15 protein-coding genes are annotated in these 15,114 nt (G+C 64.3%); 9 read left to right on the top strand and 6 right to left on the bottom strand.

What is annotated here, in order from left to right; translation table 11 throughout:
• Positions 1 to 75: 75 nt before the first annotated feature.
• Positions 76 to 978: a D-isomer specific 2-hydroxyacid dehydrogenase family protein gene (locus WBA38_RS03130; RefSeq protein WP_424293287.1), complete on the top strand. Its 903-nt coding sequence runs from the start codon at positions 76 to 78 to the stop codon at positions 976 to 978.
• Here WBA38_RS03130 and WBA38_RS03125 read toward each other — a convergent pair.
• The gene (locus WBA38_RS03125; protein ID WP_424322024.1) at positions 956 to 1,618 is read right to left on the bottom strand and encodes a class I SAM-dependent methyltransferase; all 663 of its coding nucleotides are present in this window, start codon (positions 1,616 to 1,618) and stop codon (positions 956 to 958) included. The genes WBA38_RS03130 and WBA38_RS03125 overlap by 23 nt on opposite strands.
• The gene (locus tag WBA38_RS03120) at positions 1,615 to 2,520 is read right to left on the bottom strand and encodes a LysR family transcriptional regulator (RefSeq protein ID WP_424322023.1); all 906 of its coding nucleotides are present in this window, start codon (positions 2,518 to 2,520) and stop codon (positions 1,615 to 1,617) included. The genes WBA38_RS03125 and WBA38_RS03120 overlap by 4 nt, the downstream gene beginning before the upstream one ends.
• 91 nt (positions 2,521 to 2,611) lie before the next feature.
• On the opposite strand from WBA38_RS03120, the gene WBA38_RS03115 reads away from it, so the two are divergent.
• Complete coding sequence (locus WBA38_RS03115) at positions 2,612 to 3,658, top strand: YeiH family protein (protein WP_424322022.1); 1,047 nt, start codon at positions 2,612 to 2,614, stop codon at positions 3,656 to 3,658.
• A 94-nt stretch (positions 3,659 to 3,752) separates the two neighbouring features.
• Here the strand turns inward: WBA38_RS03115 and WBA38_RS03110 are convergent, their stop codons facing one another.
• From WBA38_RS03110 to WBA38_RS03100, 3 genes are all read right to left on the bottom strand, one after another.
• Positions 3,753 to 4,175, bottom strand: coding sequence for a DUF779 domain-containing protein (locus WBA38_RS03110; RefSeq protein ID WP_424294374.1), 423 nt, complete (start codon positions 4,173 to 4,175; stop codon positions 3,753 to 3,755).
• Positions 4,176 to 4,189: 14 nt separating this feature from the next.
• Entirely contained in the window at positions 4,190 to 5,713 is a 1,524-nt protein-coding gene (gene exaC, locus WBA38_RS03105; RefSeq protein WP_424294375.1) for an acetaldehyde dehydrogenase ExaC, read from the bottom strand.
• Positions 5,714 to 5,907: 194 nt separating this feature from the next.
• Positions 5,908 to 7,179, bottom strand: a complete 1,272-nt coding sequence (locus WBA38_RS03100; RefSeq protein WP_424322021.1) for a transcriptional regulator — start codon at positions 7,177 to 7,179, stop codon at positions 5,908 to 5,910.
• A gap of 236 nt (positions 7,180 to 7,415) precedes the next feature.
• On the opposite strand from WBA38_RS03100, the gene WBA38_RS03095 reads away from it, so the two are divergent.
• The 6 genes from WBA38_RS03095 to WBA38_RS03070 all read left to right on the top strand — a co-directional run bounded on the left by WBA38_RS03095 (position 7,416) and on the right by WBA38_RS03070 (position 13,487).
• On the top strand, positions 7,416 to 8,360 hold the full coding sequence (locus WBA38_RS03095; RefSeq protein ID WP_424322020.1) for an ABC transporter ATP-binding protein: 945 nt from the start codon (positions 7,416 to 7,418) through the stop codon (positions 8,358 to 8,360).
• Positions 8,361 to 8,406: 46 nt separating this feature from the next.
• Positions 8,407 to 9,183, top strand: a complete 777-nt coding sequence (locus tag WBA38_RS03090) for an ABC transporter permease (protein WP_424322019.1) — start codon at positions 8,407 to 8,409, stop codon at positions 9,181 to 9,183.
• The gene (locus WBA38_RS03085) at positions 9,180 to 10,352 is read left to right on the top strand and encodes a sensor histidine kinase (protein ID WP_424322018.1); all 1,173 of its coding nucleotides are present in this window, start codon (positions 9,180 to 9,182) and stop codon (positions 10,350 to 10,352) included. Before WBA38_RS03090 ends, WBA38_RS03085 begins: the two co-directional genes overlap by 4 nt.
• 26 nt (positions 10,353 to 10,378) lie before the next feature.
• On the top strand, positions 10,379 to 10,990 hold the full coding sequence (locus WBA38_RS03080; protein WP_424322016.1) for a response regulator: 612 nt from the start codon (positions 10,379 to 10,381) through the stop codon (positions 10,988 to 10,990).
• Positions 10,981 to 12,168: an acyltransferase family protein gene (locus WBA38_RS03075; RefSeq protein WP_424322015.1), complete on the top strand. Its 1,188-nt coding sequence runs from the start codon at positions 10,981 to 10,983 to the stop codon at positions 12,166 to 12,168. The genes WBA38_RS03080 and WBA38_RS03075 overlap by 10 nt, the downstream gene beginning before the upstream one ends.
• 110 nt (positions 12,169 to 12,278) lie before the next feature.
• On the top strand, positions 12,279 to 13,487 hold the full coding sequence (locus WBA38_RS03070; RefSeq protein WP_424322014.1) for a hypothetical protein: 1,209 nt from the start codon (positions 12,279 to 12,281) through the stop codon (positions 13,485 to 13,487).
• A 7-nt stretch (positions 13,488 to 13,494) separates the two neighbouring features.
• Here the strand turns inward: WBA38_RS03070 and WBA38_RS03065 are convergent, their stop codons facing one another.
• Positions 13,495 to 13,950: an acyl-CoA thioesterase gene (locus tag WBA38_RS03065; RefSeq protein ID WP_424294506.1), complete on the bottom strand. Its 456-nt coding sequence runs from the start codon at positions 13,948 to 13,950 to the stop codon at positions 13,495 to 13,497.
• 115 nt (positions 13,951 to 14,065) lie between these two features.
• On the opposite strand from WBA38_RS03065, the gene WBA38_RS03060 reads away from it, so the two are divergent.
• Positions 14,066 to 15,064, top strand: coding sequence for an alpha/beta hydrolase (locus WBA38_RS03060; RefSeq protein ID WP_424322030.1), 999 nt, complete (start codon positions 14,066 to 14,068; stop codon positions 15,062 to 15,064).
• The last annotated feature ends 50 nt before the right edge of the window (positions 15,065 to 15,114 follow it).

The following is a 15,114-nucleotide window of genomic DNA, read 5'->3' as shown; positions in this document are numbered from 1 at the left end:
CGGACGACAGACCTTAAGTGCCGGAGCCGAAAGCCAGCCCACGACTACCGTGGGGAGCGGAACGAGGAGGCGCCAGTGAAGATTGCGATCGAGCCCGTGCGGGACCAGCCACTAGTGGATGCGGTGGTGGGAACAGGTAGTGAGGTGGTTGCACTCGACGACGCCGAAGCGTTGGTCTGGATCGCTGGACCGGATGGTTTTCCGGAGCTCCCCGACGCCATTAAGTGGGTCGCGTTGAGCTATGCGGGAATCGAATCGTATGTGGCTGCGGGGCTTCTCGACGATCGTCGAATCTGGACCAATGCGTCGGGCTTCTATGCGGCGGGTGTTGCCGAGCATGCCATCGCGCTCCTGCTGGCGGGATTGCGGCAAATCAACACGGCCGTTCTGGATCATTGGGTTAAAGACCGGATCGATCCCGCAGTGCGCACATTGCGTGGCGCGAGGGTGGCGATCGTCGGCGCCGGTGGCATCGGTCGGCAACTGACGCCGCTCCTCAAGGCGTGTGGTGCCACCGTAATCGCGGTGAATCGCAGCGGCCGAGAACTGCCGGGCGCCGATGAAACACTGCCGGCCAGCCTCCTCGACGACGTGTGGGAGCGCGTCGACCACGTGGTTCTCGCCGCACCGGATACGCCGGAAACGCATCACCTGATCAATGACCGCACACTCGCCAAGTTGCGGCCGCACTCGTGGGTGGTGAATGTGGCGCGTGGGCCGCTGATCGATCAAGCTGCACTGCATCGAGCATTGACGAGCGGAGTCATCGCTGGTGCGGCACTCGACGTCACCGACCCCGAACCGCCCGCCGCCGACGACCCGCTGTGGTCGTTGCCGAATGTCATCATCACGCCGCACGTGGCGAACCCGACGTCGGGCCTCACCGCCGAGATGGCGCCGTTCCTCGCGGAGAACATTCGGCGCTTCGAGGCGGGCCAAGATCTGCTTGCCGTCGTTACGCCGGGTGCGGGCTACTAACGCGCGCCGCCAGGTGCACTTCGGGGAAGCGATGGTCTGCGTCGATCCGGCTCACGGTGCGCCACACCTTGTCGAAGCCCGCACCGGACACGGACTCCGCCAGGGCATCTGGATGCCACCGCCAAGCCTGCGCGACGAGGTGATCGAACTCGTGGACGCCTGCCTCGTCCGACGACTGCGCGGAAAGCAGTACCACGGCCCCAGCGGGTAGGCGCGCGTGCCAATCGGCGAGCACAGTCCGGACTTCTGGTGGCGGCACGCGAATCAGGCTGTGCCGGGCAATGATGCCGCGGACCGACGACAGGTCGACGTCTTCCAGTTGTGCGTCTCCAGGTGTCAGGTTCAGGTGGGGGTGGTTGGCTCGGGCGATGGCGAGCATGCCGGCGCTCGGCTCCACGCCACGGACAACCAAACCCCGGCAGGCGAGATACGCAGCGGTCTCGCCTGTCCCGCAGCCGACGTCGACTACCGCGGCCGTGCCTTCGACCGCCGCAGCGGAATCCGCCGCCTCGATAACCATGTCGGCGAAGGCGTCGACGGCTCGTCGTTCTAGCGCCGTCTGAAATGGGTCGGGAAACGTCTGCGCATACAGTCCGGCGAGTGCGTCGTAGCCGGGCTGTTCCGGCTGGCCCGGGTTCACGGCAACTGTGCCGACCGCAAAGCGATCGTCACCAATTCGGCTGCGGGCCCCTGCAGAGTTCGCGGCGGACGCCACACGGCGCGCAACTGTCGTGACAGGTCCAGGCCGTCCACTTCGATGACGCGCAGGTCGCCGCTACGGGTCGAATCTTCAACGGCGAGGGTGCTGAGGACGGCTGGCCCGACCCCACCGGCAACCGCGGTTCTGATCGATGCGCTGCTGCCGAGCTCCAGGATCGGATCAACGCTGGGGTAGTTGGTCAGCGCCAGCTCCAGGGTGGTGCGGGTGCCGGACCCGGATTCGCGAACGAGGAGGGGAGTGGCCGCGAGTTCCCGAATCGAGATGGGGCCCGGTCGACGAGCCCACTTGTGGTCGGGGGCCACCACCAGGACGAGCCGATCGAGACCGACCAGGGCGCTGTGCAGTCCACGGGGGATCGACGGTGCTTCGACAAATCCCACATCGCAGGCTCCGGCTGAGACCGATTCGAAGACCTCGGTGGAGTTGCGAACACGCAGGTGAACGGTTGTTTCCGGATGTTCCACGCGAAACGTTCCCAACCACTGCGGCATCAAATGCTCGGCTACCGTCATCGACGCGTCGACGGTGATTTCGGCGGCGGTTTCGCCGTGCAGGCCTGCCGCAACGTCGAGCAGGGCGCGCGCATCTTCGACGGTCCGTCGTGCCCAATGTGCGACGACCGTCCCGTCGGTGGTGAGACGTGAACCGGTGACGAGCCTGTTGAGCAGGCGGACGCCGAGCTGCCGTTCGAGGCGGCTCACGGCGCGCGACGCGTTTGGCTGCGCCACGTTGAGCGCCCGGGCGGCGGCACTAAGGCTGCCGTGGTCGTCGACCCCGACGAGCAACTCCAGCGCTCCTAGGTCGAGCGATCGTAAGTCCACTGCTGGACCGTACCACCGTATGCACATTTGATATGGGAGTATGCCAAGAGTCTGGGTTCCGGTACCGCAGGCCAGCGGCGATGGTTGATACATGACGCAGCAGCTGAACCCCCCCGCCACCCCAGAAGAGCAGACCCCTGCAGCTCCGCGGCCCAACGGCACCTCCAAGATCAAGGCCCTCGTGCCCGGGTTGCTGGTGTGCGGCAGCGTTGCGCTCGCCGCCACCGGTATCAACTTCCTACTGCCCGCAGTGAGCCCGCTCCTGCTGGCCATCGTGATTGGTGCGATCGTTGCCAACACGGTGCGCCTGCCGTCGTCCGTCGGTCCCGGCCTCACCTTCGCGGCTAAGACCCTCCTCCGCCTCGGTGTTGCGCTCCTCGGTTTGCAACTTGTCCTCGGTGACGTGCTGGGCCTCGGGTTCGGCATGATCCTGGTGGTGGTGGCCATCGTCGTCGGCGGCATCATTGGCGGTCTCTTCATCGGCCAGGCTCTCGGGATCCCGCTGGCCCGTCGACTCCTGATCGCCTGCGGCATGTCGATCTGCGGTGCTGCCGCAGTCGCTGCCGTCGACGGCGTCATTGAGGCAGAAGATGAAGATACGGCCACCGCAATCGGCACGGTCGTCATCTTCGGCACCCTGATGATTCCGCTGATTCCGTTGCTGGCGAGCGCGATGGGACTCTCTCAGGAAATGGCCGGGCTGTGGGCCGGTGGGTCAATCCACGAAGTCGCCCAGGTGGTTGCGGCGGGCGGCATGATTGGTGGCGGTGCGCTTACGGTCGCCGTCGTCGTGAAGCTGGCCCGCGTCATGATGCTGGCCCCGGTCGTCACCTTCCTGAGTATTCGTCAGCGTCGTCTCACCGGTAGCTCGGGCAAGCGTCCCCCGATCTTCCCGCTGTTCGTCGTCGGCTTCATCGCTTTCGCGCTGCTGCGCTCCACCGGTGCTCTGCCCGAGTTGGTGATCTCGATCGGCCACCAACTGCAGGTCATCTTCCTGACCGTCGCCATGTCGGCACTGGGCCTCGGCGTCAAGCTGGCAGTGATGCGCAACGTCGGATGGCGACCCTTCGTCCAGGCGGCGGCCACCACGGTCCTCGTCGCAGGCATCGCCCTCGGTGGCATCCTCCTGGTCCGCTAGGACGCCGCAGAAGCCCGCTCCCTCCCCAAGTAGAGCGCCCCACATAGAAGAACGACGCTGCCCAGCGGGCAGCGTCGTTCTTCTATGTGCGCGTCTAGACGTCGAAGTCGGCTCCAGTCCTCGGGGGGTTCGACTCGAGCTCCGTAATCTCTTCGTCCGTGAAGACCCGCGACCGCGTGAGGAAGCGAACTCCCTCGGGGGCTTCGAGTGAAAAACCGGCACCCCGGCCGGGGACTACATCCAGGATCAGCTGGGTGTGCTTCCACAGCTGAAATTGATCACCGTTGATCCACACCCGCACCGGCGGGAGCGGAACGGGCAGTTCGACCTCTCCGAGCAAGACATCGCGCTGTCCAACCCGGTACTCGCCGGAGGGGTAACACATCGGGGCGGAGCCATCGCAGCATCCGCCGGACTGATGGATCATGAGACCGCCGTGGAGCTCCGAAAGCTTAGTCAAGAGCTCCACGGCGGAGTCGTTGGCAACCACGCGTTCGACGGTTGCAGGTTCAGTCATTTGTTCACACCGGCTTAGAAGAAGCCCTTGGCGCTCTGGGCGTAGCCCACGAGCAGGTTCTTGGTCTGCTGGTAGTGGCTGAGCATCATCAGGTGGTTCTCGCGACCGACGCCCGACTGCTTGTAGCCACCGAACGCGGCGTGGGCCGGGTAGTCGTGGTAGGTGTTGGTCCACACGCGGCCAGCCTGAATGTCCCGGCCAGCGCGGTAGGCGACGGCACCGTTACGGCTCCAGACGCCAGCGCCCAAACCGTAGAGGGTGTCGTTGGCGATGTGCAGCGCGTCGTCGTAGTCGGTGAACGACGTGACAGCCAGGACGGGTCCGAAGATCTCTTCCTGGAAGATGCGCATGTCGTTCTTGCCGCCGAAGACGGTCGGCTGGATGTAGAAGCCGCCTGCGAGGTCGCCGCCGAGGTCAGCGGGCTCGCCACCGGTGAGGACCTTGGCACCTTCTTGCTTGCCGATCTCCAGGTACGACTTGATCTTCTCCCACTGGTCGCTCGAAGCCTGGGCGCCCATCATGGTTTCGGTGTCGAGCGGGTTGCCCTGCTTGATCGCCTTGACGCGGGCCACCGCGCGCTCCAAGAAGTCGTCGTAGATGCTGTCCTGGACGAGTGCGCGGCTCGGGCAGGTGCAGACCTCGCCCTGGTTGAGCGCGAACATCGAGAAACCTTCGAGTGCGCGGTCGAGGAAGCCATCGTCGCTGGACATGACGTCTTCGAAGAACACGTTGGGGCTCTTGCCGCCGAGTTCGAGAGTGACCGGAATCAGGTTCTCGGACGCGTACTGCATGATCAGGCGGCCGGTGGTGGTTTCACCGGTGAACGCGATCTTGCGGATGCGGTTGCTCGAAGCGAGCGGCTTGCCCGCTTCCACACCGAAGCCGTTGACGACGTTGAGGACGCCGTCGGGGAGGAGGTCGCCGATAAGGCTCATGAGGTAGAGGATCGACGCCGGGGTCTGCTCGGCAGGCTTCATGACGATCGCGTTGCCCGCGGCGAGGGCCGGTGCCAGCTTCCAGGTGGCCATCAAGATCGGGAAGTTCCAGGGGATAATCTGGCCGACGACGCCGAGGGGCTCGTGGAAGTGGTAGGCCACCGTGTCCTGGTCGATTTCGGAGATGCCGCCTTCCTGAGCGCGGATGGCGCCGGCGAAGTAGCGGAAGTGGTCGATCGCGAGCGGAATGTCGGCGGCGAGGGTTTCGCGAACAGCCTTGCCGTTCTCCCAGCACTCGGCCACGGCGATCTTCTCGAGGTTCGCCTCCATGCGGTCGGCGATCTTGTTCAGGACGGCGGCGCGCTCAGCGACCGAGGTCTTGCCCCAGGCCGGAGCAGCAGCGTGCGCAGCGTCAAGGGCCAAGTCGATGTCTTCTGCAGTCGAGCGGGCGACTTCACAGAAGGTCTTGCCGTCGATGGGTGAGGGGTTTTCGAAGTACTGGCCCTTCACCGGCGCGACCCATTGGCCGCCGATCCAGTTGTCGTAGCGGGACTGGTAGCTCATGATCGAGCCGTCGGTACCGGGCTTTGCGAAGACGGTCATGGTTCTGCACTCCTTGGAATGGATTCACTTCGTTCGGTGAGGTGAATCACAGAGTAGGAGGGGAGTGGTTGCAGTCACGTTGCAACGTTGCGGCGACAGTCGGACCAGCCGGGTTACCAATTAGCGAAAGCCAGATTTCCCTGGTGATAGACCGCCACGCACGCGGTATCGCGCTGAGAGGCTGACCCTGGCGGTCAGGCGCCGAAGCGGCGGTCGAGCAAGCGGACGCGACCTTCGGCGACCGCGCGGTCCGGATGGCCGATGGGCAACTGCTTGGCGAGGTGATGCCAGGCGGTGATGTCGTCGCGGCCGTGTGGGGAATCAACCCAATGCCGGAGCGCGGTGAGATCGCCGGTGCCGAAGATGCGGGAACGCAGGTCTTCGCGGATCTCGTCGAACAGCTCGGTGATGCCGGGAGCGAGGGACCCGGCGAGGAGCCCGCCACGCCCGAGCATGGAAATCGCGGACGTAAGTTCGCCCTTGGCGATCATGGCCCGCAGGTCGGCCACGTCGGATTCGAGTTCCACAATCAGTCGATATGGCCGCGAAGTTACGACGTCTCCGAGGTCGCGTCGCAGTCGTGAGATCTCGGCGCGCACGGTTACCGACCCGAGGCCTTCATCGGAGAGCAGGGTTGCAAGTTGTTCGGTGCCCAATCCTTCGCGGTAACTCTGTAGCAGCACGATGATCTCCGCGTGCCGTGGCGACAGTGGTCGCGGGGCGGACACACCGTCGTGCCATTGCGCGGCCCCATCGGCGAGAACAGTCAGACGACGGCGCGTCGCGGCCGGCGAAAATGTTTCGGGCGCAGCAAGGTCCACGGCCTGCGATTGCAATTCGCGCTCTACCGCCGCCACTACCGAACGGATCGCCGACAGTGCGAAAGGTGCTGCCACCGCCGGTCCGCCGGTCACATCGATCACGCCCAGAAGTTCTCCGGTCGTCGGATCGTGCACGGGTGCGGCGGCGCAATTCCATTTCTGGACCGGCCCCGAAAAATGTTCCGGCCCAATGATTTGGACGCCGCGGTTAACGGTCAGCGCCAGGCCGGGCGCGTTGGTGCCAACGGTCTCTTCGCTCCAGACGGACCCCTCGACGAAGTTGATGCGAGCCGCGGCGTCGCGGGCTGCACGATCGCCTTCCACCCACAGTAGGCGCCCGTGCTTATCGGCCATTGCCACGACGACGCCGGAGTCGGAGATGTCGTCGAGCATGAGGGAATGCACCAGGCTGCGGACCGTAGCAAGACGATGCACGGCACGGTATTCCTGAAAGTCGGTATCCGACATGGGGGTGTCGGCGTCGCTGTCAGGGTCGACGGCGCCGGGATTGAGTCCTCGGCTGCGCGAGCGTTCCCACGACTCGCGGACCATCGAGCGGACAGCGTCATCGGCAGGCGCAGAGCCTGCCAGAAACTGTTCGTAGGCATGACGGACATGAGTCGACACTGACGTGCCTTTCCTCATCGCGCCCTCTTCCAGCAGTCATTCATATACCCCGATTGTGCCTGCGTACTGTGATCTGGGCAACGATCGGGTGATTTTGAGTGCCGTCGCAATTTTTGAAGTGAATCAACGCGCCGGTCCGTAAAACGCGCAGCCTACGCAAAGCGCCCAGGTGCCTATTTCCCCTGACAAACGTCATGGGGAATAGGTGACATTCGCTCTGGGTGCGGGTATCGGCACGACGGCACGCTAAATGCATGACATCGCAACACTTCACCCCAGTCAGTTCCACACCGGCAACCTCGACTGCGACCGCGGCCGTCTCGTTGACCGGCATCACCAAAGGTTTCCGCGGGCCGAAAGGATCCCACGTCCAAGCGGTCGACGGGATCGACCTGCAAATTCAGCCCGGCGAGGTCGTGGCCTTCCTGGGCCCCAACGGGGCCGGGAAAACCACCACCATCGACATGGTGCTTGGGCTCACCGAGCCCGACTCGGGCACGGTCACCGTGTTCGAACAGGATCCGCGCGAGGCAGCACGCGGTGGTCGGATCGCGGCCGTCCTGCAGACCGGCGGCCTGCTCGACGATTTCACCGTCAACGAAACCGTGTCGACCATCGCCGCGCTGCACGGGCGGACGTCGGCCATCGAGGAAGTGATGGCCCGCGCCGACATCACCGACCTCGGCGACCGCAAAGTGTCCCGATGCTCGGGCGGTGAACAGCAGCGCATCAAATTCGCCCTCGCACTGCTTCCCGACCCGGATCTGATCGTGCTCGACGAGCCAACCGCAGGAATGGATGTGGAAGCGCGGCGCGCGTTCTGGGCGGCGATGAGAGCCGATGCGCTCGGCGGCAGGACCGTCGTCTTTGCCACCCACTATCTCGAGGAAGCGGACGCCTTCGCCGACCGGATTGTGATGATCGCGCACGGCAAGATCGTCGCCGACGGCACGACCGCCGAGATCCGTGCCCGGGCGAGCCGCCGCATCGTTTCAGCCGTGGTGGACGACGACGTCATCGCCAGCTTGGAACGTGTGTTCAGCGACTTGCGCGTCGTCGACCATCACGGCGGCCGCGTGTACTTCTCGATTGAGAACTCCGATGTCCTGGCGCGACACCTGCTGACCAGCACGCGGGCCCGCGACGTCGAGATCGCCGGCGCCAACCTCGAAGACGCCTTCGTCGCGCTTACTCACTGAACCCCAGAACTCTCACTGAACCCCAGAACTTCTGAAAGGCATTGCCATGAGCACGAACTTGACCCTCTCTGGATCCGCCATCTCGACGGTCTACCTCCGGAACGATGTCCGGCGCGTCCTTCGCAATCGTCGCGCCATGATCCTGACCGTGGGCATGCCCGCCCTGCTGTACCTGGTATTCGGCGCGACACAATCGAGCAAGGACAGCATCGGCTCGGGCAACGTGGCCTTCTATGTGCTGGTCGGTATGGCGCTGTACGGGGCTGTCCTGGCTGCGGCGTCGAATGCTGCATCGGTGTCGATCGAGCAGCAGTCGGGTTGGACCCGAACGCTGATGATGACCCCGTTGCGCCCGGCCGGTTACGTGTCGACCAAGGTGGCGCTGGCGCTGGCGATGAGTGCATTGCCGGTGATGGTGCTGGCAGTGGTGGGCGTGGCCTCGGGGGCTCGCGCCGGCGTCGGGACTTTCGTGGTGTGCATGCTGCTGGCGTGGTTGGGGTCGGCTCTCTTTGCTGCACTGGGCCTTGCGTTGGGCAGCGTCCTGAAGTCTGAAGGCGCCATGCAAGCACTCGGTGGCGTTCTCGCGCTGTTGGCCTTTGCGGGCAACGTCTTTGTTCCGCTCAACGGCGTGATGCTGCGAATCGCTGAATTTACCCCGATGTTCGGCGTCGTCTCGCTGGCCCGCTATCCGCTCGATCACGGCGTCACCGTGTACGGCACGTCGATCCCGTTGGCCATCATCATTGCGAACGTCGTCTTTTGGGCCGCAGCGTTCGCGGTTGCGGCAAGCTATTTTTACAACCGCAGCACGCAGCGTCAATGATCGCCATCCAGGAGAACCTGATTCACCCGAAATCGATCGGCCCAGCACTCGCTCCCACATCACCGTGGCGGAGCGGGCGCTGGGTTTTTGGTGCGGTCTGGTTGTTCTTCATGGTCTACCCGGCGATTGGGATCGTCACCTCCGACGGGGCCATCGTGGAGAAGGTCTTCGGCATGGCGATGATTTCGGCATTTGCCGTCATCTACCTCCTGCTGTGCGTGTATTCGATGTTCGTCGGCGAGGCCGAAGAGAAACTGTCGCCCGCCACGCGCACCGCTGCGGTGGCCATCTTGGTCGCCCTCATGGTGGCGTCGATGCCGCTCCTGAAGACCTCGGCGTTTGCCATGGCACCGTTCGTGATGGCCGCGATCGCCTTCGCCGCTCCGTGGAAAGGACGCTATGCGCTGATCGGGATCGTCACGATCATCGCCGCGGCGGTAGCCGTCCCAGAGTTCTTCGGGTGGGAACTCGACAGCGGTTTCCTCATCGTCATGATCATCGTTGGCATCACCATGCTGTTCTCGCGTGTGATGCGCGATGCACAACGCGACCGGGAAACAGTGGTCGAACGTCAGCGGGCCCTCAATGCGCAACTGGCGGTCGTAGCTGAGCGGGAACGCGTGGCCCGCGACGTCCACGACATCCTCGGGCATTCACTCACCGTTATCACCGTGAAGTCGGAGTTGGCCGGACGATTGGTAGATCTCGATCCCGGGCGGGCAAAAACCGAGATTGATGAGGTCACTGCCCTGGCGAGGGAGGCGCTCGCGGAAGTCCGCTCCACGGTCGGCAACCTGCGAACCCCGGATCTGACCAACACCATCGCCGCGGCGGAAAGCGCCCTCGCCGCCGCAGGCATCACCGCAGACCTTCCCCACGCCGACGGGTACGCGTCCACGATCTATGAGGGCCCGCACGCGACACTGTTTGCTTGGGTCCTACGGGAGGCGACCACCAACGTCGTCCGCCACTCCGGGGCCACCCGCTGCGAAGTCACGATCTCCACCGACGCCATCACAATCAGCGACGACGGTCGTGGGTCGCCGGTTCTCACCTACGGCAACGGCTTGCGGGGGTTGGCGGAACGAGTCGAGGCGGAGGGCGGACGATTGACGGTGTCGTCGGACGCCACCGGCACGACCGTCGCCGCACGCTTCGACGACCGGTAAGTTCACAGCGCACGGGAAGGAGTCAGGTGGAGACCATCAAATTGTTGCTCGCCGACGATCAAGCATTGGTTCGCGGTGCCCTCGCCGCGCTCCTCGACTTGGAGCCCGATCTGCAGGTTGTCGCGCAGGTTGGTCGGGGCGACGCGGTGGTCGACGCGGCGCGCTCCAGTGGCGCGCAGGTGTGTCTGCTCGACATCGAAATGCCGGGGGCCGACGGCATCGAGGCGGCCGCCCAAATTGCCCGCGAACTGCCGGGCGTGCGGTCGTTGATCGTCACCACCTTTGGCCGACCGGGCTACCTGCGCCGAGCCGTAGACGCCGGTGCGTCCGGGTTTGTTGTGAAAGACACCCCGGCCGCCGAACTCGCCGACGCCGTCCGCCGGGTCCACGCTGGCCTGCGCGTCATCGACCCAACCCTCGCGACCGAGTCGCTGACCAGCGGCGACAGTCCGCTCACTCCGCGGGAATCGGAAGTCTTGGCCGCTGCCCTGTCCGGTGCGACCGTCGCGACCATCGCCGCGCAGGTGTACCTGTCGGCGGGTACGGTACGCAATCACCTGTCGTCGGCCATCGGTAAGACCGGCGCCGCCACGCGCGCCGAGGCCGCGCGCATCGCCCACGATCGGGGATGGATCTGAACACCCCTGCGCAGGAATTGGCACCGACACGTCGGCGGGTCCCCGCACTCACCGGCATCCGTACCATCGCCGCGATCGCCGTCTGCCTGACGCACGCGGCGTTCTGGACGGGCCACTACACCGATGACTATCTTGGCCGACTCCTGTCGCGCTTCGAGGTTGGTGTCGCGATCTTCTTTGTCCTCTCCGGATACCTCCTGTTTGCGCCGTGGGTGAAGTCGTTACAGCGGGCTAAGTCGGGCGCTAGCACCTATCCGGCGCTCGGCCGGTACGCCTGGCATCGTGCGCGACGCATCCTGCCCGCCTACTGGCTCACGGTTGGGGCCGTCTACGTCATCTTCCTGTTCCGTGACGACCCGTCGGATTTCGGTCAAGGCTGGTCCGGGCTGCTGCGAAATTTGACGTTCACGCAGGTCTACGGCCTCGGTCACTTGCACACCGGGCTGACCCAAATGTGGAGCATGGCGGCCGAGGTGGCCTACTACGTTGCGCTTCCCCTCGTCGCCTGGCTGCTGGTCCACGTGGTGTGCCGTGACCGCTGGCGACCCGACCTCCTGCTCGTCGGACTGGGCGCGCTACTGCTGGTTTCGCCGCTGTGGACGGTGGTCGTGCATGGGTCCGAAGGCATCGACCTGACCGCCCGATTGTGGCCACCGGCCTTTGCTGGCTGGTTTGTCGGCGGCATGATCCTGGCGGTCCTGGTCCGGCTGCTGACGAGTTGGCCAGCGTGGCCGAGCGTGTCGGTCGCTGTCGTCGCCTTCCTCGCCAGCGGTGCGGCTTGGGCTGGGGAACCGACAATCGTTCCGTCGGATGCGGGTGCCGCCATCATCAAACACACCTTGTACCTGGTGGTGGCTTTGGGATTGATCGGTCCGTTGGCCGTCGGGGCGGGAAAGCTTGGGGCGGGAGAGCTTGGGGCGGGGGAGTTTGGGGCGGAAAAGCTTGGCGGGGGGATGGGCGGATGGTCGGCGTTCTGCGGCAGTCGCCCGATGGTGTGGTTTGGCGAGATCTCGTACGAGTTCTTTCTGGTGCACGTGATGGTGCTGGAACTGGTGATGGATCTGCTCGGCTATTCGGTGTTCACCGGGTCAACAATCGCTGCGTTTGCTGTCACCACGGCGATCAGCATTCCGGTCGCGTGGATACTGCATCGAATCACCCGGCCGCTCTGGCGATGACGCAAGTATTGGGATTGTTCCTGATGTCGGTGTGAAGCCGGGTCGGGGACAACCCTGAAGTCGCCATTCGCACAGGGATGTTGTCGGAGGTCACGAGTACCATCGGCATCATGAACTCACCGCAGCGAGTCGTCTCGCCCGCCGACCTTCGGCAGTGGACGACGGACGCGCGGGTGCCCGGACAGCCTTCCGAATTGTCCGATGCCGCCTGCATCCTCATTGCCGCCGGCTATCTGGCACCGACCGCCCGTGCCACGGTGGTTCGGCGTATGTCCCTGGGCCTGCCGATCCCGGTGCCGCCGACCAGCTTTAGTGAGTTGCGGCGCGTTCAGCGGGGCATCCTGCATGCCGAACGCAAGCTCACATCTACTCGGCTGCCCGGCTTTGTGGTGCCGATCATCCGGTCGCGCATGGCCGGCTTGGTAAAGCGCCGCGACGAAGCGCACCGTGCGGTCGTGACCGCGAAGGGCGTGTTCCCGTCGGGAATGCGGGCCATTCGTCGAGAACGCCGCGAGAATATTTACCTGGAGCTTGAAGAGCGCGAGCAGTTGTTCGCGGCGCTACTCTGCACGCCGGTGGCAAATATCTCCAGCTCGGGTGCTCGCTGGGCCGGGACCGATGCCCTCGACAAGGTCGCCGGAGTCGTTGACAAGGTGGCAGGCCGGGCGGGTCGTCGGCAAATGGAACAGTGGGCCGACGAAGTATTCGGCACCGTGCCCACCACGCAGGATTCCAATCGCGGGTCCACCTTCGCTGACGGTTACGAGACCCTCCTGTTCGTCGCCGGACACTACTTCGACCGGATTCGCACCAATCCGGCATGGCTGTCGGATCACTTCGAAATGCAGCGCGTCCAGGTCAATTTGAATGCCGAACTCGCGGAAATCTCGTCTGACATCGTCGCCCTGCGTGCCCTGCGCGTCGACCTCGACCGTGCGCGCGCCAATGGCGGCTTCGATCAAGGTTTCGCGGCGCACCTCGCCGAGCGTGAAGCCGCGCTGCGGCCGGTGTGGACGGAACTGATCGACCGGGTTCAGGCCCTCATCTCAATGTGCGAGACGGTCGAATCTGCGGCCGTCGAACTTCGCCTGCTGAACGAATTCGATCGCGCCACCACTATCGATGCTCGCATTGATCACCTACTGTCGCGGTCCGGCGATCGCGAGTTGTCGGCTGACCATTCGCGCAGGCTTGCGGAGCAGGTGTCGAGTGGTGAGGAGCAGCTCCGCATCTACCGCGACGTGCTGCAAGGCAATATTGCGCAACTGGGGTCAATTGCCCCGGCACAATTGCCGCCCAGGTACGAACCGAACAAATGACGCGAAGCTAGCTGCGGCTCCACGCTTTCAGATAGCTCTTTTCCAGCTCGGTGAGTCGTCGGAGGCGATGTTCTTCAATATCGACGACGGCCATTTGGGTGCTCGCCACGCAGGCCGGTTTTTGATCCGGCTCGGCCAGCGCTGAGGAGATCTCGTAACCGATGGTGAAGTCGACCGAGCGGAACTTCTTGATCCACATCACTACGCGCAGCGGGGAGTCCTCGTGGCGGAGTTGTGCCTGGTAGCGGATGTCGACATGGACGATCATGGCGCTTTTAATGAGTGGCGAGTACTCGTCTCCGGCGCTCAGTAGCCACTGAATGCGGGCCTCTTCCATTAGCGTCACCATGCGTGCGTGATTGATATGCCCGAAGGCATCCATGTCCGACCAACGCACCGGAACGTCAGCGGCAAATGCGTAATTTGCGCTGGATGGCTGAGGGCTGTTGGCGGCGTCGGTCATGGCGTGATCCTATCGCCGGTGGGGAGGCCTCCTCGACGCCATGCGTTCATGCCGACGGTCACTGATTGGGCGGCGTTTAGCTTCCGGCAAGGTTTTGCCGGTATCTTTGGCGGGCATGTGGGCCAAACGACTGTCACGTTCTTGGGGGCCAAAGTTCTGTGTGCTGGTGGGGGCCAGTCTCCTCGGGGCGACGCTGACCGCCGCTCCGGCTCAAGCAGCACCGCAGGGCGCGCACATTGTGGCCGAAAAGGTCCGCAGTATCTATCGCGTCGACCTCAAGGTGAAGTCCGCTGCCATGCGCGATTCCATCCCGGTCACGGTTCTATCGCCGGGTGGCACAGCCCCTCGTCCCACCGTCTACATGCTCGACGGTGCCGATGCCGGTGACGAAGTCAGCGACTGGATCACCAAGGGTGGTGCGGAGCAGTTCTTTGCCGGGCGGAATGTCAACGTCGTACTCCCTGCCGGTGGTGCGGGCAGTTTCTATACCAATTGGATCCGCAAAGACTCCAAGCTCGGCAAGCCCCAGTGGGAGACCTTCTTGACCGAAGAACTTCCCGGGGTCATCGACAAAAAGTTCCACGGTTCCGGACACAATGCCGTGATGGGCCTGTCGATGGGCGGCCAGTCGGCTTTCGCGCTCTCTACCCGTCACCCGAAGCTTTACCGCGGGGTGGCCTCGATGAGTGGGTGCCCGCAGGTTTCGGGCCAGGCCAACGAGGCCTATGTGCGAGCGACCGTCGCGAAGTCGGGCGCAAACACCGACAACATGTGGGGTGCGCCCGGCTCCAAGAATTGGCGAGCGCACGATCCGGCAACCAACATCGAGGCTTTGCGTGGCAAGGCGCTGTTCATTTCGTCGGGCACCGGTGCGATTGGCCCGATGGACTTGGCGGCGAAGCGTGACCCCAAGGACGGTCCCGCTGACGCGCAGATGGCTGCCGGTTCGGCGTTGGAAGTGGGTGCCAACCGGTGCTCCCTGGAGTTCGTCACTCTCCTGACGGCTAACGACATTCCCTACACGTCGGGCTTCCGCTTCATCGGGACCCACAGCTGGGACTACTGGAAGATTGACCTTCCCCGAGCCTGGGATGCGATCAAGCCTGCCCTCTAGGTAACGCCTTCCCCCCTTCTCGCATGATGCGTTGATTCCCGCTCCACGTC

It is taken from the genome of Gordonia sp. (in: high G+C Gram-positive bacteria), from assembly GCF_049647785.1.
Lineage (GTDB): Bacteria > Actinomycetota > Actinomycetes > Mycobacteriales > Mycobacteriaceae > Gordonia.
The sequence above is the reverse complement of the archived record's forward strand: the minus strand, read 5'-3'. Positions and strand labels throughout refer to the sequence as shown.